The organism is Staphylococcus pseudintermedius (genome assembly GCF_001792775.2).
GTDB lineage: Bacteria > Bacillota > Bacilli > Staphylococcales > Staphylococcaceae > Staphylococcus > Staphylococcus pseudintermedius.
Genome location: NZ_MLGE02000011.1, coordinates 20,729 through 44,591 on the forward strand (window position 1 = coordinate 20,729; position 23,863 = coordinate 44,591).

General features: G+C 38.3%; 17 protein-coding genes. 11 read left to right on the forward strand and 6 right to left on the reverse strand.

The features are described from left to right. Positions 1–18: 18 nt before the first annotated feature. The 6 genes from BJK46_RS08430 (at position 19) to ccpA (ending at position 9,267) form a co-directional block, all read left to right on the forward strand. The gene (locus BJK46_RS08430) at positions 19–3,237 is read left to right on the forward strand and encodes a DNA translocase FtsK (RefSeq protein ID WP_103263517.1); all 3,219 of its coding nucleotides are present in this window, start codon (positions 19–21) and stop codon (positions 3,235–3,237) included. Between the two features lie 28 nt (positions 3,238–3,265). After that, complete coding sequence (gene murC, locus BJK46_RS08435; RefSeq protein WP_103263518.1) at positions 3,266–4,579, forward strand: UDP-N-acetylmuramate--L-alanine ligase; 1,314 nt, start codon at positions 3,266–3,268, stop codon at positions 4,577–4,579. Positions 4,580–4,657: 78 nt separating this feature from the next. Then, on the forward strand, positions 4,658–5,266 hold the full coding sequence (locus BJK46_RS08440; RefSeq protein ID WP_014613629.1) for a DUF948 domain-containing protein: 609 nt from the start codon (positions 4,658–4,660) through the stop codon (positions 5,264–5,266). A gap of 95 nt (positions 5,267–5,361) precedes the next feature. Then, the gene (locus BJK46_RS08445; protein WP_103263519.1) at positions 5,362–6,459 is read left to right on the forward strand and encodes a hypothetical protein; all 1,098 of its coding nucleotides are present in this window, start codon (positions 5,362–5,364) and stop codon (positions 6,457–6,459) included. Positions 6,460–6,778: 319 nt separating this feature from the next. After that, a complete protein-coding gene (locus BJK46_RS08450; RefSeq protein WP_014613631.1) occupies positions 6,779–7,870 on the forward strand; it encodes a bifunctional 3-deoxy-7-phosphoheptulonate synthase/chorismate mutase in 1,092 nt (363 codons plus the stop codon). A 407-nt stretch (positions 7,871–8,277) separates the two neighbouring features. Then, positions 8,278–9,267, forward strand: a complete 990-nt coding sequence (ccpA, locus tag BJK46_RS08455; protein ID WP_014613632.1) for a catabolite control protein A — start codon at positions 8,278–8,280, stop codon at positions 9,265–9,267. A 118-nt stretch (positions 9,268–9,385) separates the two neighbouring features. On the opposite strand, the gene BJK46_RS08460 is transcribed toward ccpA, so the two are convergent. Continuing rightward, a complete protein-coding gene (locus tag BJK46_RS08460) occupies positions 9,386–10,543 on the reverse strand; it encodes an acetoin utilization protein AcuC (RefSeq protein WP_103263424.1) in 1,158 nt (385 codons plus the stop codon). Between the two features lie 13 nt (positions 10,544–10,556). Continuing rightward, complete coding sequence (locus BJK46_RS08465) at positions 10,557–11,189, reverse strand: GNAT family N-acetyltransferase (RefSeq protein WP_103263423.1); 633 nt, start codon at positions 11,187–11,189, stop codon at positions 10,557–10,559. 166 nt (positions 11,190–11,355) lie between these two features. Between BJK46_RS08465 and acsA the strand changes: the two genes are divergently transcribed. Next, entirely contained in the window at positions 11,356–13,065 is a 1,710-nt protein-coding gene (gene acsA / locus BJK46_RS08470) for an acetate--CoA ligase (RefSeq protein WP_014613635.1), read from the forward strand. Between the two features lie 315 nt (positions 13,066–13,380). Next, a complete protein-coding gene (locus BJK46_RS08475) occupies positions 13,381–15,048 on the forward strand; it encodes a formate--tetrahydrofolate ligase (protein ID WP_015729324.1) in 1,668 nt (555 codons plus the stop codon). 74 nt (positions 15,049–15,122) lie between these two features. On the opposite strand, the gene BJK46_RS08480 is transcribed toward BJK46_RS08475, so the two are convergent. Continuing rightward, positions 15,123–16,022 (reverse strand): biosynthetic peptidoglycan transglycosylase, encoded by a 900-nt coding sequence (locus tag BJK46_RS08480; RefSeq protein WP_014613637.1) that lies wholly within the window; start codon positions 16,020–16,022, stop codon positions 15,123–15,125. A gap of 345 nt (positions 16,023–16,367) precedes the next feature. Here BJK46_RS08480 and tyrS point away from each other — a divergent pair, with 345 nt between their 5' ends. After that, a complete protein-coding gene (gene tyrS, locus BJK46_RS08485; RefSeq protein WP_014613638.1) occupies positions 16,368–17,630 on the forward strand; it encodes a tyrosine--tRNA ligase in 1,263 nt (420 codons plus the stop codon). A 53-nt stretch (positions 17,631–17,683) separates the two neighbouring features. On the opposite strand, the gene BJK46_RS08490 is transcribed toward tyrS, so the two are convergent. Next, a complete protein-coding gene (locus BJK46_RS08490; protein ID WP_020219646.1) occupies positions 17,684–18,955 on the reverse strand; it encodes a S1C family serine protease in 1,272 nt (423 codons plus the stop codon). Positions 18,956–19,109: 154 nt separating this feature from the next. Between BJK46_RS08490 and BJK46_RS08495 the strand changes: the two genes are divergently transcribed. Then, positions 19,110–19,727, forward strand: a complete 618-nt coding sequence (locus BJK46_RS08495; RefSeq protein ID WP_014613640.1) for a lysophospholipid acyltransferase family protein — start codon at positions 19,110–19,112, stop codon at positions 19,725–19,727. Positions 19,728–19,934: 207 nt separating this feature from the next. Then, positions 19,935–21,059 carry an HAD family hydrolase gene (locus tag BJK46_RS08500; protein ID WP_101457381.1) on the forward strand — a complete coding sequence of 375 codons (1,125 nt, stop codon included), beginning with the start codon at positions 19,935–19,937 and terminating at the stop codon, positions 21,057–21,059. 51 nt (positions 21,060–21,110) lie between these two features. Here BJK46_RS08500 and serA read toward each other — a convergent pair whose 3' ends face one another. Together serA and BJK46_RS08510 are read right to left on the reverse strand one after the other, a co-directional pair. Continuing rightward, positions 21,111–22,706, reverse strand: a complete 1,596-nt coding sequence (gene serA, locus BJK46_RS08505; RefSeq protein ID WP_103263422.1) for a phosphoglycerate dehydrogenase — start codon at positions 22,704–22,706, stop codon at positions 21,111–21,113. After that, complete coding sequence (locus BJK46_RS08510) at positions 22,696–23,856, reverse strand: pyridoxal-phosphate-dependent aminotransferase family protein (protein WP_103263421.1); 1,161 nt, start codon at positions 23,854–23,856, stop codon at positions 22,696–22,698. Before BJK46_RS08510 ends, serA begins: the two co-directional genes overlap by 11 nt. Positions 23,857–23,863: the final 7 nt, after the last annotated feature.

Genomic DNA, 23,863 nt, shown 5'->3' on the forward strand with positions numbered 1-23,863 from the left:
GGAAGGTTGTGAAATTAAATGAGCTGGTTTGATCAATTATTTGGTGAGAATGATAAAGACCAATCGTCACAACGTTCAACACGAAGAAGAAAAAGTGAAGCAACGCGCGAAGAAAAACATGCGTCTTTCGTTCAACAAAGTCAAGATGTTTATCAACGCCCTCGTGGGAAGTTTCGTTTTCCGATTGAGATGCATGACGAAGTGGTTGAACGTCACCATCAACAAGCAGACACGACGCAAACACAAGATGTGACCATGCATACACAACTACACGAGCGACGTCCTTCCTTTACTGTTGATCGTCAACATCGTCGACATCGTGGTGTACAACAAGCGCGTTGCTATGAACAACAGCAAACACGTGGTTCAAATTCAACGCATAGTAATTCTCATCAGAACGACTATACATTCGCTGCACAATCTTCACAACATTCAAAAAAAACAAAACGTCATCGTGATGATATTGTTGCTAAGCCGAATTATCATCAAAAACCATTCCAAGCGAGTGAAGTACCGTCAGCTATTTTTGGTACGAAACAACCAAAAAAAATTGAAAACAGTGGATTGAATCAACCACCTGGAGCACGTAAAGCTATGCCTCAGTTGCAAAAGAATGAACGTGTAGTCCAAGAAGCAACACAACAAGCAGAGTCAACAACAACGAGACAGAACCGAACAATAGAACGTTCTGGGACATCAAAATCACCAACACGCCGTCATAACACAATTCATATCGAAAATATTTATGCTTCTCAAATTGTAGAAGAGATACGTCGAGAACGTGAAAAGAAAATGTTGCAGAAGAAAAACTTCAAAGAGGCGCTTAAAAAGAAACGGGAATCTTATGAACAACATGCAAATCCCGATATTCAAAAAGCGATTGATGAAATGTATTCTGCACAAGCACGTCAATTGTTAGGTGACCAGTATACTGAATCGACTGATGAAACCATCTCTGAGGATTTACTTAACGAAGAGACAGTAGATGCAACAACTGAACAAAATAAGGATACCACTACATTGACGTCTAACTTCGAATATGAAGAGGTCGATTTATCGGAAGTTGAGTCAGAAAATCATGATGAGAGTGACTCGTCAACGAATGAAGAGATTGCTGAAAATGAATTAGATATTGAAGCGCTGTCGTTTGAAGATGAATCGGGTATATCTCAAGTGGAAGATGCACAACAACATCGAGATACTCATGCGCACACAACAACATCGGATGAAACCACAGCGAACAAAGTTGAAACTGACGCTTCGGATATTGAGTTTGAAGTCGTTGAAGTTGATGATGATAACGCACTTGATGATATGATCACTGATGAAACGGATGGTGAACGTATTGACAGTGAAATTGAAAGCGACTCAGTAGATGTAGACATAGAAGATGAGGACGTAAACGAACAACAAGGACAACAGGTTGGCTCCATGCCGAAACTTGAACCTGAGTTGAAGCCAGAACTTGTACAATCTAATGAAGCGCTTGAGAAGTCTGTTGAAAAGGTGACGCCACAACAGAATGATACGGTAACAGCGGAACAACTGTCTGAGGCGACTGAAGTATCCCAACAGACTGAACAACCGAAGCCGTATAAAGTACCGATTCGAAAAGGTAGCAAACCGTTTAACGTCGTCATGACACCTTCAGATAAAAAGAGACTGATGTCACGTCAACAACAGGCGAAAAAAGAGGAAGCAACTGAGCAACCAGTGCGTCCTGTACAACCAGTTGAACAACAATCATCATCTCAATTGACAACGCAACATGTACATAACGAAACGCAAACGGGAGACAGTCAGCAGCCCCAGTCACAACAAGAAGTGAAAACGATTCGCCGTGGTCCAAACTTAAAGTTACCGAGTCTTGATTTGCTCGAAGCACCTGAAGAACAAGAACAAGATGAAAATTGGATTGCTGAGAAAAAAGAAGAGTTGAACAACGCATTTTACTACTTTAATGTACCTGCAGAAGTCGTAAATGTTGTCGAAGGACCAAGTGTGACGCGTTTTGAATTGTCGGTGGAACGTGGCGTCAAAGTTTCGCGCATTACTGCATTGCAAGACGATATTAAGATGGCACTGGCAGCAAAAGATATTCGTATAGAAGCACCGATTCCAGGTACAAGTTTAGTCGGAATTGAAGTGCCAAATCCACATACCACAAAAGTGAATATTAGTTCTATTTTAAGTCATCCGGCGTTCAAAAATGCAGAATCTAAACTGACAGTGGCGATGGGGAATCGTATTAATAATGAACCATTGTTGATGGATATTGCAAAAACACCGCATGCCTTAATTGCAGGTGCGACAGGTTCAGGAAAATCTGTATCGATAAACAGTATTTTAATTTCCTTATTGTATCGCAATCATCCAGAAGAGCTGAGACTGTTACTTATTGACCCTAAAATGGTAGAGCTTGCACCGTATAATGGCTTGCCACATTTGGTTGCGCCTGTCATTACTGATGTGAAAGCTGCAACTCAAAGTTTGAAATGGGCTGTCGATGAAATGGAACGTCGTTTTAAATTGTTTGCACATCATCACGTTCGTAACATTTCTGCATTTAATAACAAAGTAAATTATGATCAACGTATTCCAAAAATTGTCATCGTGATTGATGAATTGGCTGACCTGATGATGATGGCACCGCAAGATGTCGAACAATCTATTGCGCGATTAGCTCAAAAGGCACGTGCTTGTGGGATTCATATGCTTGTTGCGACTCAACGTCCATCAGTGAACGTCATCACAGGATTAATTAAAGCAAATATTCCAACTCGTATTGCATTTATGGTATCATCTAGTGTGGACTCTAGAACAATACTAGATAGTGGCGGTGCTGAACGTTTACTTGGTTATGGCGATATGCTGTATTTAGGAAGTGGTATGAACAAACCGATTAGGGTACAAGGCACGTTTGTATCAGATGAAGAAATTGATCAAGTTGTAGAATTCATACGTGCGCAACGCGAGCCAGAATACTTATTCCAAGAAAAAGAGTTGTTAGAAAAAAATGATGCACCGAGCAGAGATGAACTCTTTGATGAAGTGTGCCAATTTATGGTGAGAGAACAGCACATTTCAACGTCATTAATTCAACGCCACTTCCAAATCGGTTATAACCGTGCAGCACGCATTATTGATCAACTTGAACAATTGGGTTATATCTCAGGGGCAAATGGTTCTAAACCACGTGATGTTTATTTGACAGAGTCGGAATTAAGTGAGCTTTAATGGAAATAGAGAAAGGAGCGATGACACAATGACACGATACCATTTTGTTGGTATTAAAGGTGCTGGTATGAGCTCATTAGCACAGATTATTTATGATCTTGGTTATGAGGTCCAAGGATCAGACATCGATCAGTACGTTTTTACTGAAATTGCATTAAAAAATAAAGGCATTCAAATTTTACCTTTTGATGAGGATAATATTAAAGAAGGGCTAACGATCATTCAAGGTAATGCCTTTAAAGATACCCATGAAGAAATCGCTCGCGCACATGAACTCGGATTAAAAGTTATTCGCTATCATGACTTTTTAAGTGAAGTGATTAATGAATATGTTTCTGTGGCAGTGACAGGTGCTCACGGTAAAACATCTACAACGGGGCTACTTTCTCATGTCATGAATGGGGATAAAAAGACATCCTTTTTAATTGGCGATGGGACTGGCATGGGCTTGCCGCAAAGTGAATATTTTGCATTTGAAGCGTGTGAGTATCGACGTCACTTTTTAAGCTATTCACCGGATTATGCCATCATTACGAACATTGATTTCGACCATCCAGACTACTTTAAAGATGTAGATGATGTCATCAATGCATTCCAAGGTATGGCGAAAAATGTTAAAAAAGCGATTATTGCATGGGGCGATGATCCATACGTTAAAAATATTGAAGTAGATATTCCAGTCTATTACTATGGTTTCGATACGTCGATGGATGTTTATGCACAAAATATTGAAGTGACAGGTAGCGGTACAGAATTTGATGTTTATGTTAAAGGTGAATTCTATGGCCATTTTGTTTCACCGCAATATGGGGATCACAATATTTTGAATGCATTAGCGGTATTAACGATTAGTTATCTTGAAAACTTAAATCTTGATAACATTAAAGAAGCATTAATCACTTTTGGTGGCGTGAAACGTCGCTTTAATGAAACATTTGCTCAAAATCAAGTGTTGGTTGATGATTATGCACACCATCCGAGAGAAATTAGTGCTACAATTGAAACAGCTAGAAAAAAATATCCAAATAAAGAAGTAGTGGCTATTTTCCAACCACATACTTTCTCAAGAACGAAAGCATTTTTACAAGAGTTTGCAGATGTGTTAAACCTTGCTGATCAAACGTATCTCTGTGATATATTTGGTTCAATTCGTGAAAATCAAGGCGAGTTGTCTATTAATGATTTATTAAAATTAGTCGATGGCGCGCATTTGATTGATGAAAATAGTGTGGAACAACTGCAAAAACATGACAATGCTGTACTTTTATTCATGGGTGCGGGAGATATTCAAAAAATTCTTAAAGCATACATGGAAAAAATTGGTGTTGAACAGCAGTTTTAATGTTTGAGTTCGCATAGGTTGGGTATTTAATTAAAATAAATAGCATATTATTTTAAGTCAATTAGGAGGCGTTTAGGAATGGAATGGATTTTACCTATCGCGGGAATCATCGCAGCAATTGCTTTTCTTATTTTAGCAATCGGTATCGTTGCTGTATTGGTTTCTGTTAAAAAGAACTTGGATCATGTGGCTAAAACACTTGATGGTGTGGAAGGTCAGATTCAAGGGATTACACGTGAGTCAACAGACTTGTTACACAAAGCGAATCGTTTAACTGAAGACGTTCAAGACAAAGCCAATCGCTTAAACTCTGTTGTAGATGCGGTTAAAGGTATTGGTGATTCAGTACAAACATTAAATGGTTCTGTTGATCGAGTAACACACTCAATCACGCATAACATTTCTCAAAATGAAGACAAAATTTCACAAGTTGTTCAATGGTCAAACGTTGCAATGGAAATCGCTGACAAATGGCAAAATAGAAAAAGCCGTCGCGGTAGTGCAGCATACAAAACGAACAACGTAGCAGCTGATGCAAGTCGTAATGCAAGCCATAATGGTCAATCTTTATCTAATGAAGAATTAGTAAACAACCAATATGAAAACAAAAACATTAACGATTTCGCAACAAATCCGAGTGATGTAAACACAAAATACACAACATTGAATGACACAGATTCAAAATAAGTGTTGTCATGTTAAATAAGCTTTAAACAGAATGCACTTAAATGAGTTTTCATACTTGATTTAAGTGCATTTATTATAGGAGGCGCAAATAGAAGATGGAAAAATATAACCGTGATTTATATACGAAAGGTCTAGAAAGCTATGAAGTTCCCCAGTACGAACCAGGATATAAGCCTTTAGACTTTGTATTTGGCTTTGTTGCTGGCGCTGTTTTAGGAAGTGCACTAGGATTAATTTTAAAACCAGGTTCTGCACAACAACGACGTAAAAGTTCACAACAAACAGTAAATGCTGAGCCATCTTCTGCACTTAAGGAAGAAGCAATCCGTAAAGCAGAAGCATTAAAAGCACAAGCGCGCCGTGTTAGAGAAGAATCAAAAACATCAACGGGCGAACCGACAGCTGATGAATTGTCAGCACAACAACGTGCCATTCGTAATGAAGTGGACTCAGATCGATTAGAAGGTCAAACACCACGTGAACCATCGACTTCAGAAACAACTGTTGCGACATCAACGACAGAAGCTGTAACGGCAACAGGTTTGGCTCAAGCTGCAAATCAAAGACAATCTCAAAAGCAACAAGAGACTGAAGTATCAGCGTTATCAACGCCATCAACAGAAAATAGTACAGTAGCTGCACAACAACGTGCGATTCAAAGTGAAGTGGATTCAGACCGTTTGCAAGATACGTCTGTACGTGGCAAAGATGCAAATGTAAAAGTGAGTGATAAAGGTGAATCTGAAGCCCAGTCAACTCAAGACAGTACAGTAAAAGCTCAACAGCGCGCCATTCGTAGTGAAGTCGATTCGGACCGTTTACAAGACAAAGGTCAAAGTACGAATGCACAAGTGAACGATCAAGGAAAAACAGTCGACGCTGTAAAAGCAGACCCAACTGCAGCAGTACCAAAAAATTCCCACAGTCAAGCGACATTTGAGAACGGTGTGATTACACACGATCGTCAAGGTGCGACAACAGAAAAAACTACGTCACAACAAGGTGCTACAAAAATTGCAAACGATCAACCAACAGTTGGCAAAACTAAAGCATCGGCTTCAACGTCAAAATCAAACAGCACTTCAACTGCCAAAAAAGCAACGTCATCTAAGAAAACAAATGGTAGTAAAAAAGTAACGGAAAAAGCTAAAAAAACAAATCAAAAAGTAGAAAAGCATACATTTAACGATTAATCATGAAGTGTATGATAAAATGATAACTTAATATCTCATTGAGCTTGTGAGCGATATATGATCTCATAAGCTCAACTTTTTACTATTTTTAGTTATCTTAATTTTCAAAATACATAATATGAGAATTAAACAACAAAGTTTCTGTTCATTGACATATGACAATGGATACTTTACATTTTATAACATACTAGAAAAATATTTTAACCAAATTAAGCGTAAAAGGTTGAAAATGCTACATATTATTGTTAGTATACTCAATATCTACTTTTAAATTTTACTGCTTTAAAGCAAGTTAGAAAAATGGTTGGGGTGAAAAATGATGACAAGTAAATTAGAAACGTACAGAAAACAGATTGAAGACATTAATGATCAAATTTTGGACTTATTATCAAAACGAGGCGAGTTAGCACAAAAAATCGGTGAGGAAAAACGCAAACAAAGCACTGTAATTTATGATCCTCAACGTGAAAAAGAAATGCTCAACACGCTGATTGATAAAAACCAGGGCCCATTTAATGATAATGTAATTAAACAACTGTTTAAAGAAATTTTTAAAGCCTCAACAGATTTACAAAAATCAGATAATGAAAAACATTTGTATGTCTCACGTAAGTTAAAACCTGAGGATACGATTGTACATTTTGATAATGGTGGTATTATTGGTGAAGGCCAAAAATCGTTTGTCTTCGGTCCATGTTCGGTTGAATCTTATGACCAAATCGATGCAGTGGCTAAAGACTTGAAAGCGAAAGGCGAAAAATTTATCCGTGGGGGCGCATTCAAACCGCGTACATCACCGTATGACTTCCAGGGCCTCGGTGAAGAAGGATTAAAAATACTTAAACAAATGAAAGATAAATATGACCTTAATGTTGTCAGTGAAATTGTTCATCCAAACGATTTTGAGCTTGCTGATCAATACTTGGATGTTTTCCAAATTGGTGCGCGTAACATGCAAAACTTCGAATTATTAAAAGAAGCAGGTCGTACACGTAAACCAATTTTATTAAAACGAGGCTTGTCTGCAACGATTGAAGAGTTTGTATACGCTGCAGAATACATTGCATCAGAAGGAAACCAAAATATTATTTTATGTGAACGTGGTATTCGAACATACGAAAAAGCAACACGTAACACATTAGATATTTCAGCAGTGCCAATCTTGAAACAAGGTACGCATTTACCAGTCATGGTTGATGTGACGCACAGCACAGGTCGCAAAGACATTATGTTACCAGCAGCGAAAGCAGCACTTGCAGTAGGGGCTGACGGCGTAATGGCAGAAGTACATCCAGAACCTGCAGTTGCTTTAAGTGATAGTGGTCAACAAATGGACTTAAACGAGTTCAATGAATTCTACAATGTGATCAAACCTTTAGCTGATATGTACAATGAGAAAAAATTGAAATAATAGGTTGATTGAAAAAAGGGCAAAATCCTACAATGTGCGTAGGAGCTTGTCCTTTTTATTTGTCTATTGATATGTATAAAAGAAATCGTGACATTTGATTAAGTGCTTTAAATTAAAGTTTTTCTATGTGTAAAATTGCAGTGATATGATTTCCAATCGTACGACCTTCTGTTTACAAACATCATATCATCAAATATGGATATCATTCGTATCCTCACAGTGCATGATTTATCATTATTTTTGTTATAAAAAATGAATTTGCTAAAAATAAAGCTTGATATAAATTTGACAAATCAATGACAAGAAAGCGTTTTAGATGTTTTGATCATTGAAATTATGATACACTTTGAAAATGACATGAAAACTTATTATAATACTAAATAAAGCGTTTTCTAGGAGGAACGATTATGACTGTAACCATTTATGATGTGGCGAGAGAAGCAAGAGTATCTATGGCGACGGTATCACGTGTAGTGAATGGTAATCAAAACGTGAAACCCGAAACAAGAGATAAAGTGAATGAAGTAATCAAACGTTTAAACTATCGTCCAAATGCTGTAGCAAGAGGGTTAGCAAGTAAAAAAACAACGACAGTAGGTGTGATTATACCGGATATTTCTAACATCTACTACTCACAATTAGCACGAGGATTAGAAGATATTGCGACGATGTATAAATATCATACAATTATTTCTAATTCAGATGATGACCCTGAGAAAGAAAAAGAAATCTTTAACAATTTATTAAGTAAACAAGTGGATGGTATCATTTTCCTTGGTGGTACTCTGACAGATGAGATTAAAGAACAAATTAGCCGTGCATCTATTCCAGTTGTCGTATCAGGAACAAATGGTAAAGACGACGGTATTGCATCGGTTAACATTGATTTCGTGCAAGCAAGTAAAGAAGTGACAGCGCAATTAGTTAAAACCGGTTCTAAAAAGTTTGCTTTCGTTGGTGGTGGCTATTCTAAAAAGGCTCAAGAGGATGTCTATGAAGGCCTTAAAGAAGTGTTAGAACAACATCAGCTCGCGGTTGATGAACATTTACTATACGTTGGTAATGAAACGTATACAGATGGGTTACGTGCATATGAAAAGTTAAGTCATTATCAACCAGATGCGGTATTATCTATTAGTGACGAACAAGCCATTGGTATTGTTCACGGTGCGTTAGATCATGGGTTGGAAGTACCGAAAGACATTCAAGTGGTGAGCTTCAACAACACACGTTTAGTTGAAATGGTGAGACCACAATTATCAAGTGTTATCCAACCTTTATATGATATCGGAGCGGTAGGGATGCGTCTCTTAACAAAATATATGAACAATGAAGATATCGAGAATCCAAATGTAATTTTGCCACATAAAATTCAATACCGTGGCACAACACGTTAATCATGAATTAAACGACAAATATGAAAAAAGGCTAAGATAACATGATTGTCTCAGCCTTTTTTCATGGTTATAAATAGTGCCCCCATGTCAGTGATGTTGTTTCAATGACTTATTCCCTTTAAAACCAACTTAATATATTTTCAGCAACTTGGTTATTTTGTTTTGCAATTTCTGGACGTCGAGGTATGTCTTGATAATCATCATACTGTTCTTCCCAATATTCAGGGATAGGAACTGGGCTATAATGACGCCATTTGTTCAACCAGTCTTCAGGTAAGCGACCATGTAGTCGAGGTTGGTGGATTAAGCTAAGGTAAATATGGCTCCATGCTCTTGGGACAACACGCCAAATGTTGTAACCTCCGCCACCTAACATGATTTGCTTGCCACCACAATATTTTTCAGCAATTTCTGTAATGATGTAAGGAATTTGATAAAGTGTATTTAGATCACAACTCATATGGGTTAATGGGTCTAAGTAATGAATATCTGAACCATTCACACTGACAATAAAATCAGGTTGAAATGATTCAGCGACTTGATTCAATGTCTTTTTAAAAACTTCTAAAAATGAGTCATGTTCTGTATACGGTTCGAGTGGAACATTGATTGAATAACCAAAGCCTTGGTCTGTGCCTCTCTCTGTGTAATGACCAGAACCTGGAAATAAAAATTTACCTGTTTCATGAATAGAATAGTTCATTACTTGGTTGGATGCATAGAACGTCCATTGCACGCCGTCACCGTGATGGGCATCTGTATCGATATAAAGTACGCGCTGTTGATATTTTTCATTTAAATATTTAATATAAATCGCTGCATCATTGTAGACACAAAAGCCACTCGCGCGTCCTTCATGTGCATGGTGTAAACCGCCAGCTAAATGACAGCCATTGCGAAACTTGCCTTCCATAATGGCATCAACTAAATTTAAGCCACCGCCGATAATGGTCGCAGTACTCCGATGAATGCGAGAAAAGACATGTGTATCTTCATCATCTAAGCCGTATTTTTGTTGTTCATCAGGAGTGAGTAGATTTTTTTCACCACGCATCACTGCTTGAATGTAATCATATTTGTGAACCATCGCAATTTCATCAATAGTGGCTTGTCTTGGTGTAATAATTTGTGATTCAGATAAATATCCTGTCGATAGCAAGAGTTCTGTCGTTAGTTTAACCCGCATTTGATTAAATGGATGCTTATTATGGAAGCGATAACGCAGTAAGGCATCAGAATAAACATACCCCGTTTCTTGTTGTGAATGATTTGGCATATCACATCCCCCCTTAGAAAAAGAAACGATTCATAAACCTAATATCATCAAAAGCTTCCATTTGGTCGACTGTGATGTTCTTGCCAATACGTGCCATTAAACAGTTAGCAGGGTGACTTGTAATTTCAGGGTCGTCAGTCGCAAATACTTCTAAGCCACCATTCGACATCATCCGCTGCATTAATTTTTTGTATTCAAAAACGTCTAATTTTGAGTTTTTCAAATCCCAATGCCAATAATACTCTGTCGTAATGATAATATAATCTTCTAATTCAGGACTCCGTGTGCTTACTTTTAACAACATGCGTCCCAAACCTAATCCACGATACGCTAAACTGATTTCAATCGCACCGAGTTCTAACAAATAGGGAAGGTGACCTTCAGACCACCTCTCCATAGGGTCCGGATATAAATACGTCACGTAACCGATGATGTGATTTTCTTTTCGAATGATATAAATGCGCCCCTCATCTAACGTACTGATATCCTGTATCGCCTCAAATTGCTCGATAGGAATTCGAAATGCGTCAAGACCCTCGTCAAAAGAATAAGTTTGTAATTGTGTTTTAGAAACCGGGCCTTCAATGATAAAAGTTTGACCATCAACTGTATAGCTTTCATGTTCATAGGTTTTAATATGTTTCATGGGCACATCTCCTTTCTTACATATTGCACTATCGTTATTATATGACAATGCTTACTTAATTTCACCTTAAATTCTGAATAAGTACAATTTTTTGAAAACAATACGCGTATAGGGTATAATGATATTAGTTTTGAAAGCGATTACATAATGCAAGGGGGTTCTTGTGATGAAAGTCGAAGTTTACAAAGGGGAGCAAGGCAACTTCAATTTAACTAATTATCAAGCAACATATGATCAGTTTGATTGGAAAGAGGTAGAGAAAGTATTTTCTTGGAACGAAACTGGAAAAATTAACATGGCATATGAATGTATCGATCGTCATGTCAATGAAGGAAAAGCAGATAAAATTGCTTTAAATTATAAAGATAATCGACGAAAAGAAAGCTATACATTTAAAGATTTACAAGAAAAATCGAACCAAGCTGCCAATGTGTTGAAAAATAAGGCGAATGTACAAAAAGGGGATCGTGTCTTCATTTTTATGCCTCGTACACCAGAACTTTATTTTGCATTTTTTGGCATCTTAAAATTGGGCGGTATTGTAGGTCCTTTATTTGAAGCATTTATGGAAAAGGCAGTGAAAGACCGTTTGGAAAATAGTGATGCGAAAGTCATTATTACGACAAATAGTTTATTATCGCGTATTCCCCAAGAGCAACTGCCAAATTTAGAAACGATTGTTATTGTCGATGATGAAGTTGATGTGAAATATGTAGACTTTAATAAAGCATTGGCAACCGCATCGACAGCGTTTAATATAGAATGGTTAGACCGTGAAGATGGCTTGATTTTACATTATACATCTGGTTCAACAGGTCAGCCAAAAGGGGTATTGCATGTTCAAGAAGCAATGTTGTTGCATTACATTTCGGGTAAATACGTACTCGATTTTCAAGAAGATGACGTGTATTGGTGTACTGCTGACCCAGGTTGGGTGACAGGCACATCTTATGGCATTTTCTCACCATGGCTGCACGGTGTAACGAACTGTATCGCTGGAGGTCGTTTTTCACCAGAGAATTGGTACGCAATGATTGAAGACTTTAAAGTCACGATTTGGTATACTGCACCGACAGCGTTACGTATGCTCATGAGTGCAGGTGATGACTTAGTCGAAAAGTATGATTTATCGTCTGTACGTAGCATTTTATCTGTTGGGGAGCCCCTCAATCCAGAAGTCATCAAATGGGCGAAAAAGGTCTATGGTAAACGTGTACTAGATACGTGGTGGATGACTGAAACTGGGGGACATATGATTGTGAATTACTTGGCAGAAGATATTAAGCTCGGTTCAATGGGTAAACCGCTGCCTGGTATTGAAGCGGCAATTATCGATAATGAAGGTAACGTTTTACCACCGAATCGCATGGGTAACTTAGCGGTTAAAAAAGGTTGGCCTTCTATGATGCGTCAAGTTTGGAAAAATCCTGAAAAGTATCAATCATACTTTATTGGTGATTGGTATGTATCTGGTGACTCTGCTTACCAAGATGAAGATGGTTATTTCTGGTTCCAAGGTCGAGTCGATGATGTGATTATGACTGCTGGTGAACGTGTCGGTCCATTTGAAGTAGAATCTAAATTAGTGGAACATGAAGCAGTGGCAGAAGCGGGTGTCATTGGTAAACCTGATCCAGTGCGTGGTGAAATCATTAAAGCATTCGTCGCATTACGTCAAGGGTATGAACCTTCTGATGACTTAAAAGAAGATATTCGTAAATTTGTTAAAGAAGGGTTAGCTGCTCATGCTGCACCGAGAGAAATTGAGTTTAAAGATAAATTACCGAAAACACGTTCAGGTAAAATTATGCGCCGTGTGTTAAAGGCATGGGAGCTCGATTTACCGACTGGTGATTTAAGTACAATGGAAGATTAAGACAAAACAACTATGAAAGGGCTTGGACTATTTTGATGTCTAGGCCTTTTTAAATTTTGAAAGAGCAATCACCAATCACTTAAGAAGGTGTCTTCGGTATACAACGTAGCTTTATATGTTACAGATGTCGTTGTTTAATAATGACGCAAATCAATCGTTTGAAAGAAGCGTTAAATTAAAAAGAAGTCTCCCTGTTTTTGTTCGACAATCACCCCATTGTTCGTTATGATAAAAATTGAAAGAACTTGATATACTTTATTTGTATGCGTTTACATAACGCCATCATTTCTCAAATTGATTAAGGGGTTGAATAATGTGAGTCATTTATCAGATTTAGAAATTGCAAATCAATCAACATTAAGACCAATTAAGGAGATTGCTGAAAAAGCAGGTATTTCCGAAGAAGCGCTCGAACAATATGGACACTATAAAGCAAAAATTGATATTTCCAAAATTCAAACTCAAAATGGAAAAGGGAAAGTCGTTCTTGTGACAGCGATGAGCCCAACACCTGCTGGAGAAGGGAAATCAACAGTGACAGTCGGCTTAGCTGATGCATTCCAACACATCAATCAAAACGTGATGGTCGCTTTACGTGAGCCAGCACTTGGACCAACGTTTGGTATTAAAGGTGGCGCTACGGGCGGTGGATACGCACAAGTGCTCCCAATGGAAGATATTAACTTGCACTTTAATGGTGATTTCCATGCAATTACAACAGCGAATAATGCACTCTCAGCTTTTATAGATAACCATATTCATCAAGGTAACGAACTCGGTATTGATCAGCGTCGTATTGAGTGGAAACGTGTGTTAGATATGAACGACCGTGCTTTGCGTCAAGTGATCGTCGGTATTGGTGGTCCTACACAAGGGGTCCCTCGAGAAGATGGTTTCAATATTACTGTAGCTTCAGAAATTATGGCGATTCTTTGTTTAAGTACAGGTATCAAAGATCTTAAAGAAAGTATTTCGAAAATTACGATTGGTTATACACGTGACCGTCAACCTGTCACTGTTAAAGATTTAGGTGTAGAAGGCGCGTTAGCTATGATTTTAAAAGATGCGATTAAACCGAACCTTGTACAAACCATCGAAGGGACACCTGCATTGATTCACGGTGGACCTTTTGCGAACATTGCGCACGGCTGTAACTCAATTATCGCAACAGAAACAGCACGTGATTTGGCAGATATCGTCGTGACAGAGGCTGGTTTTGGTTCTGATTTAGGGGCTGAAAAATTCTTGAATATTAAATCACGTAAAGCCAATTTTGAACCAGATGCAGTCGTGATTGTTGCAACGATTCGTGCGCTTAAAATGCATGGGGGCGTCGCTAAAGATCAGCTAAAAGAAGAAAATGTCGTTGCACTTAAAGCAGGGATTAAAAACTTAGAACGTCACGTTGAAAATATTCGCAAATTCGGTGTTGAACCTGTTGTTGCGCTCAATGCATTTATTCATGATACGGATGCTGAATTTGAATTCGTACAACAATGGGCAAAAGAGAATGGTGTACGTTTATCGTTAACAGAAGTATGGGAAAAAGGTGGTAAGGGGGGGACGGATTTAGCAGAAAAAGTGCTTGAAGTCATCCGCGAACCGAAACAATTCAAACGCCTATATGAACTCGAAATGCCGCTTGAAGAAAAAATCGAAAAAATTGTTAAAGAGATTTACGGTGGTTCTAAAGTGACGTTTACATCAAAAGCACAAAAACAATTGGCGCAGTTTAAAGCGAACGGTTGGGATCATTATCCAGTATGTATGGCAAAAACGCAATATTCATTCTCGGATGATCAAACACAACTCGGTGCACCATCTGATTTTGAAATTACGATTCGTGAACTCGAAGCTAAAACAGGTGCGGGCTTTATCGTTGCGTTAACAGGTGCCATTATGACAATGCCAGGATTACCGAAAAAACCAGCAGCACTAAAAATGGACGTAACAGAAGACGGCCATGCGATAGGATTATTCTAATTCTTAACGTGAATGAAGTGAATGTCAAACGAAAGGTCTAGGTTATATTTCAACCTAGACCTTTTCTTTAATGGTTATTCATCATACAAATGTGCATAAATATCGTAATGGACTGCTTTGTCATATGCATCTTTAGAAATCATCTGTTCTACTAACATCCGCTTCAAAACGTAATGTTGACGATGGATTGAAAAAATGACGTCATCTTCATGTTTAAGTGAACCGTCATGATTGAATGGTGTATAGGCGTAGGGACTTTGCAATAATCCTATCAAATAAGCCGATTCAGCTAAGTTCAATGTTTTAGGAGGTTTGCCGAATAAACCGTATGACGCTGAAGTGATTCCTGTCACATTTTGGCCGTTCGTGTCGAGTCCAAAAGGCACAAGATTCAAATACGTATAAATGATTTCATCTTTCGTTAAAATGTGTTCAATTCTCATCGCATACATAATCTCTTTTGCTTTACGATCATATGTCCGTTCTTTTGTGAGGACTTGGTTTTTAATCAGTTGTTGTGTAATCGTACTGCCACCTGTTGGGAATTGGGTATCAAAAATATCTTGGAACATCGCTCTTAATATCGCTTTTGGTAATACACCATGATGCACATAAAAATCAGCGTCTTCTGAAGCAACTAATGCTTTTGTCACATAGGGCGAGACTTCTGCAGGTCCTGCGATTAAGCTCGGTTCTTGTTCGTTATAGAGTGCAATGTAATCTGTGTTGTCAGGTTGGTCGTTATCAAGTTCTGGGAGGCGTGTGACTTGTTGGACTAGGTCATGATCATTCAGTGATTTTGAATCTGACACAATACTTGCAAAATAGCCGAGTAATAAGCCGCACACAAAAATTAAACCGATGAGCATGAAAAGAACGAACGAGATGATGAATTGTTTCGTTTTTCGCATGTAAAAGTCATAGCGAGCGAATGAAGTATGCGTTGTTAAATCACGTTGTTCTTTTGTCTTCATCAGTCACAAGCCTCCTTTTATTTTTATCAACAGTATATCATATTTAAAAATGTGAGTAGAAATAGGTTGACATTTGATGATTGACTTTAAAATTATAAATCTATATAATGAATAGCAATCACATTAAGCATTGAAATCGAGGACAAGTAATAAATTTGTAGATTTTAAGAGAGTCAGTGGTCGCTGTGAACTGATAATCGCATATTTATGAATACACCTCAGCTACAGATTTCAACGTTAGCAATGAACGTATCATTGTAAGAGTTCCAAGTATGGTGGTACCGTGCAAATTGCGCCCTTACGTCGATGTAAGTGGTGTTTTTTTATTTTTAAGGAGGTTATTTTATGGCAAATGCATTGTTAGAAGAATTAAGTTGGAGAGGTCTCGTTTATCAACAAACAGATGAAGAGGGCATAGAAACACTTTTAAATAAAGAAGAAGTGAAAATTTATTGTGGCGCAGATCCAACTGCTGATAGTTTGCATATCGGGCATTTATTACCTTATTTAACATTACGTCGTTTTCAAGAAGCTGGTCATCGTCCGATTGTGTTGGTGGGTGGCGGTACAGGTATGATTGGTGATCCGTCTGGTAAATCTGAAGAACGTGTACTCCAAACAGAAGCGCAAGTTGATAAAAACGTTCGCGGCATTCAACAGCAAATGGAGCAACTGTTTGATTTCAATGTTGAAAATGGTCCGATTTTAGTTAACAACTATGATTGGTTGAGCCAAATTTCATTAATCGAATTTTTACGTGATTACGGTAAACATGTCGGTGTAAATTACATGCTCGGTAAAGATTCAATTCAATCACGTCTTGAAAATGGTATTTCATACACTGAATTTACGTATACCATTTTGCAAGCGATCGACTTTGGTCATTTGAATCGCGTACATGACTGTAAACTTCAAATTGGTGGATCAGATCAATGGGGTAACATTACGAGTGGTATCGAATTAATGCGTCGTATGTACGGTGTGACGGATGTTTATGGGTTTACGATTCCATTAGTGACAAAAGCTGACGGTAAAAAGTTCGGGAAATCTGAATCTGGTACGATTTGGTTAGACCCTGAAAAAACAAGCCCATACGAATTTTATCAATTTTGGATTAATACTAGTGACGATGATGTGATCAAGTTCTTAAAATACTTTACATTTTTATCTAAAACAGACATTGAAGCTTTAGAAAAATCTGTTGTAGAAGAACCCCATTTAAGAAAAGCACAAACGACACTTGCTGAAGAGGTGACACGTTTCATTCACGGTAACGACGCGCTAGCCGAAGCACAACGTATTTCACAAGCCTTATTCAAAGGTGACTTGAAATCATTATCAGCGGAAGAGATTAAAGCAGGTTTCAAAGACGTCCCTCAAGTGACATTATCCAATGAGACGACAAATATAGTGGACGCGTTAGTGGAAACAAAAATTTCTTCTTCAAAACGTCAAGCGCGTGAAGATATTACGAACGGTGCGATTTATATTAATGGTGAACGTCAACAAGACTTAGCGTATACATTATCAAGCGATGACCGTTATGATGATACATTTACGATTATTCGTCGTGGGAAGAAAAAATATTTTATGGTGAATTATCAATAATAGATAAGATAAAGGCTGGGAAGCTTTCAATTGCGTCCCAGCCTTTATACCTTTTATGAAGATGAATTTGATTCTGTTAATGTAACATCAACATCTTTTGTTTTACCATTGCGGTTGACTTTGAGTGTAATATGATCACCAGGTTTTTTATCTTTGTAGAGATAAGATCTTAAATCTGTATCATTTTCGACTTTATGGCCGTCTATGGAAACGATGATGTCGCCTTTTTCAATATCAATGCCACGTCTTTGTACTTGAGCAACATACACACCAGAATCTACGCCACTATTTGTTTTATATTGTTCTGGAATATCCGCAACATTAATCATGCCGATACCGATAGAAGGACGTTTGACTTCACCGTGTTTCACGAGTTCACCAATAATCAATTTCACTTCATTACTTGGAATCGCAAACCCAATACCTTCAACTTGTGGTGCTGCAATTTTCATTGAGTTAATACCGACAAGGTTACCATCAATATCAACTAATGCACCGCCTGAGTTACCAGGGTTAATCGCTGCATCTGTTTGAAGCACTGTCACTTTGTTTGCACCTGCAGACGTATCCGCTTCAATTGTTCGTTCACTTGCAGAAATAATACCTGAAGTCACGGTATTCGCAAATTCGAGTCCAAGTGGATTACCCATCGCGAAAACAGAATCGCCTGTTTTAACTTTTGATGAATCGCCAAATGTGATTGCTTTAATATCGTCTCTGTCTTTAATTTTAAGTACTGCAATATCTGTCAATGGGTCTGTACCGACAAGTTTCGCATCGACTTGTTTAGAATTGTGTAAATGAACTTTAATTGAAGAAGCACCTTCAATAACATGGTTGTTTGTAACTATAAAGGCATCGCCATTATTTTTTTCATAAACGACACCCGAACCGATACCTGTGGGTTCAGCTTTAGCAGATTTGCCTTGTAATAAATCACCTAAATTTTGGGCGCGTTGTTCGTTGATGACACCTACAATGGCGGGTGCTTGGTCATTGATCATCTCGTGCACTGATTTGTATTTATGACTTTTGCCATCAAGCGAATTACCACCTTTTTGATCGCTTGCTACTTTGACATCCGAGCCATTTTGATTGCCCCAAGGAAAGATGTTTGAAAAGCCGCCCGTAGCCCCGACTACAATGAGCGCACCTAAAATACCAGCAAGTAGTGAAACGAGAATCACTTTAAGCCATGGGAAATGAGGTTGCCTTGGAGGGGGTGACGTACGATAAGATGAAGCACGTTGACCATCATCTATCTGTTTGTTTTGATGCATTTCTTGTTGTTCTTTAGGTTGTTGTTCATTATCGTTTTCTCGCATAAAATTCCTCCTTTAATCATATTATGATAAATTTTTCAACGATTTACCAGTAGGATACTATCCAACTTTAGACCGATTTTAGAGAATGCTTGTTGAAAAGGTATGGAGATGATAGAATTTAAAGGATTAATCTAAAGTAAAAGCAGGTGTGAACATGTTATATCATATTATCGGCAAGATCATTGAGCTTATCGTAGTGAAAGTTTTGAAAAATTTAGAAGTGATAGGGCGTGAACATCAACCTAAGACGAATCGTTATGTCGTGACGTGTAATCATGAAAGTTATAACGAAATCATATTGTTAGGTGTATCATTATTGCCAAATCAAATTCACTACATGGCAAAGCAAGAGTTATTTAAAAACAAATATTTTGGCGGATTATTAACACGATTAAATGCCTTTCCAGTAAATCGTGAAAATCCTGGGCCAAGTACTTTGAAAACACCGGTAAAATTATTAAGAGACAATAAAATTGTAGGTATTTTTCCACAAGGGCATCGTACGACAGGAGAAACACCTTTAAAACGTGGTGCTGCGACGATTGCGATTTTAGCGAAACAACCGATTTTACCAGCTGCCTATGTTGGTCCAACGAAATTGCTCGGTTTATTTACTGGCAAAGCTTACATTAAGTTTGGCGAACCGATTGATACGACAGATCTTCCAAAAGATTTAAATCGCCAAGAGAAAGTGGATTATGTGACGCAGCAAATCAGTGCGCGTACGAAACAGTTGCAAGACGAATTAAATGTTTATGTAAGAAATAAATAAGATGATAAAGCGATATGAGTTATGATGACTTGTATCGCTATTTTTATTTTTCAATGTCATATCAAATTGGATAGTGTGGGTGTTTCTCATGACTGATTGTACCGTAACAAGATGGAAATTCTTGGTGTGTAAAATCATGTTTACGCATCTTGAGTCATTCATGTTATAATGTTTTTATCTGAATTTTCTGCAATGGAGGGTCTAAGTATGACGAAAGCGATACTTTTTGACGTGGATGGCGTGTTTTTAGATGAATCACGTTGTTTTGACGTTTCAGCTTTAACGGTGTACGAATTGTTATATAGTACGGATTATTTGGGATTAAAGTCACATATAGATTTGTCACAGTTGACGGACGTACAAATCACTGACATTCGTGCAACATTATTTAAAAACGATGTGATTTTAAACCGATTAAAATCTATGGGGATAAATTCGAACTGGGATATGTTATTTGTAGTGTTTTCGGTGCATTTTATTGAATGTTTAAAACAGATATCACATGAGGCACGCATAGATTTTTTAAATTCTGTACAATTCGATGAGACGACTTTGCGGAAAGTTGGTCAACAACTTACAAATAGCATTATCAATTATGAACGACCGCTTCAATTTATTGAAAATGGTTCAGAAGGACGTTCACAAATTTATCAATCACTACAAAGTTACGCGATGACAGAACTTAATGTTGAGGAAGCAACACTTTTTGATATTAATAGTCCGTTATGGCAGTTAGCACAAGAAATTTATCAAGAGTGGTATTTAGGGACAGCACTTTATGAAGAAGTTGAACAAAAAGTAGCGAAAACCGATTATAAGCGCGGATACATTTATCATGAAATCGCATTGGCACCGATAGAGGATATCAAACAGTTGTTAACAAATTTAAAAGCGGCAGGTTACCAATTGGCTATCGCGACAGGGCGACCACGAACAGAAACGCTTGTGCCTTTTGAAACATTGGATTTATTGTCCTATTTTGATGACGCGTTTATTGTTTCAGCGAGTGAAGTGTTAGAGGTGGAATCACGATATCCGGAGTTAAAACCACTCGGAAAGCCGAACCCATTTAGTTATATTGCAGCATTCAATGGTAATCAAAAACAAGACTATTACGATTATGCTACGAACCAAACGAATCGAATGAATCCTGAGAAAGTCACGATTGTCGGCGATTCACTTGCGGATTTGTTCAGTGCGCAAACAGTTAATGCACAATTTATCGGGACATTGACGGGCTTGAAAGGGAAGTCCGCTGAAGCAGAATTAAGGGCACACGGAGCGGAAATCATCGTCGATAATGTGTTAGACATTCAAAAAGTCTTATTATAATGATAACGAAGAGGCTGGGAACACAATTTTCCCAGCCTCTACTCATGAAATTTATGATTCATCTAGTGTGACTTGTAAAACGCTTTGGAAGCCGTCGATTTTTAATAATGCTTCACGAACAGTTTCGTTAATCGGATGGTCGATAGATAAGATCATCATTGCATCGCCACCAATTTGAGAACGACCTAAATGCATAGAAGCAATGTTGACACCGTGTTCACCTAAAATTTGTCCTGTTTTACCGACAATGCCAGGGCGGTCAAAATGATGGATGACGAGCTGATAATGTTCCGGTTTAAAGTCAACAGGATAGTCATTAATCCGTACTATGCGAGGACCAAAACCATTTAATACCGTTGCACCAATCTTCACCACATCTCCTTTATTGATGAGTTCTAGCTCGATATAATTACTGAATCCTTTTTTCTTTTTCGTTTTTTCAATCGTATACGTCACATTTTGTTCATTTAATAACACGAGCGCATTAATTAAGTTCACGTGATCGCCCATATCTTGTTCGAGTACACCTTTAACGAGTGTCCGCGTGATGAGACTTGTATCATCTAACGCAATGTCGCCCGCATATGTAATCTTAAGCGTACGAGGGGCTTTTGGAAGGAGTTGAATGCCGACTTTACCTGTCGTTTTAGCCAAATCGACAAAAGGTTTAAGCTCTTCATCTTCATTGAATACACCACTTGGCGCATTGACTGCGTTGGCGACATTTTCATGTTTAATAATGTCGATAATTTCCTGTGCAACAGACACCGCTACTTTTTCTTGTGCCTCAAGTGTAGACGCACCTAAATGAGGTGTGACAATGATTTTTGGGTGTTTCGTTACCGGTGAATCAATTGCAGGTTCGTTTTCAAAGACATCCAATGCAGCACCGGCAATTTTGTTTTGATCTAACGCTTCAATTAATGCATTTTCATCAATGATACCGCCACGTGCTACGTTAATAATCTGCAAGTTCGGCTTGGCTTGATTGAAAAAGTTAGCATTAACGATCCCTATTGTTTTTTCTGTAAGCGGTGTATGCACGGTCACAAAGTCTGCTTGTTGTGCGATTTCATCTACTGTTGCTCTCGTAAATTCTAACTCTTTCGCTTTTTCCTCACTTAAATAAGGATCATAGGCTAGAACGCGCATCCCAAAGCTTTGTAAACGTTTTGCGACACCTGTACCGATACGACCGGTACCAATGACACCGAGCGTTTTTTGATACAATTCAGTCCCACGAAATGTTTTACGATCCCATTCACCATGACTAAGTGAAGCGTGGGCTTGTGGAATATTCCGTGCCATACTTAAAATCATAGCGACAGAATGTTCTGTAGCAGAAATCGTATTGCCATCAGGTGCATTAATGACGATAATACCTTCTTTTGTCGCAGTTTCCGTATCGATATTGTCGACACCGACACCCGCGCGAGCAACAACTTTTAATTTTTGGCCTGCTTTCAAAATGTCCGCAGTCACTGTCGTTTGGCTTCGAACAATTAGAGCATCATAGTCTTGAATAGTATCGATTAATTCTGCTTCAGATAAACCTGTTTGGTGGATGACTTCAAAATCGGCATCGTCATTTAAACTTTTTAACCCTTCTACTGAAATAGGGTCCGCGACTAAAACTTTATAACTCATGATGAATAACCTCCAAAAATACTTTTGTTGCACTACCAATATACGAATGCTGGCGATACTGGGTTAAAATAACTTCGAGTGCTGAGATAAAAGATAATAAATCAAATGGCGAAATAAAGCCCATATGACCGACACGTAAAATGTGGCCTTTTAATTTACCTTGTCCCCCTGCAATCGTAATGTTGAATTGTGACTTTAATTCATTTTTAATCTGTTTTAATTCTGCTTCATCTTTCGGTATAAAAGCTGTGACAGTAGGGGAGGCATCATCATCAGCAACAAGTAAATCTAATTCTAATTGTCGCAATGCCGCGCGCACAGCATCTCTAATCAAATAGTGGCGTTGAATCACGTGTTCAAATCCTTCTTCTTCAACCATCTGGCCATATTCAACGACCCCTCTAAAAGTCGACACGTTAGGGGTAAATGGTGTCGAATGCGCCTCTAGTGAAGCGTGATGTTTCGCTAAGTCTAAATAAAAACGTGGGGTCGTTACTGATTTGAAACGTGCCAAAGCGCGATCATTATATGCTACAAAAGCGACACCGGGAGGCAACATTAACGCCTTTTGACTGCCAGAAACGAGCACATCGATTTGATCACGTTCAATGTCAACATCTACTGCACCGATACAACTCACACCATCCACGACGAAATAAATGTGCTCATTGTGAGCTTTCAATGCATGTCCGAGTTCAGCTACAGGGTGAAGGACAGCTGTCGACGTTTCACAATACTGAGTGAATACTGCAGTAATGGGGACATCAAGATGTTGAATCGTTGTGATCACTTCGTTGACATCGAGCGCTTGACCCCATTCAACTTGAAGGACGTGGACGTGTTCGTAATACGTTTCTGCAATTTGTTTGAAACGATTACCGAATGCGCCTGACACAATGACGAGAATGTGATCATCAGGATTGACGATATTCAACATACTTGCTTCTAATGCACTCGTACCACTCGACGTTAAGATCATGACATCATGTTGACTGCCGAAAATCGGTTTTAATGAACGAAATGCAGCCTCAGCAATATGTTCAAAGTCAGGTGAACGATGTCCCACCATGGGTAAATTCATTGCGGCTTGGATACGTTGGGGGATAGGGGTAGGACCAGGTGTTAAAAGTAATGAATGATGAGTATACATAGAAAAC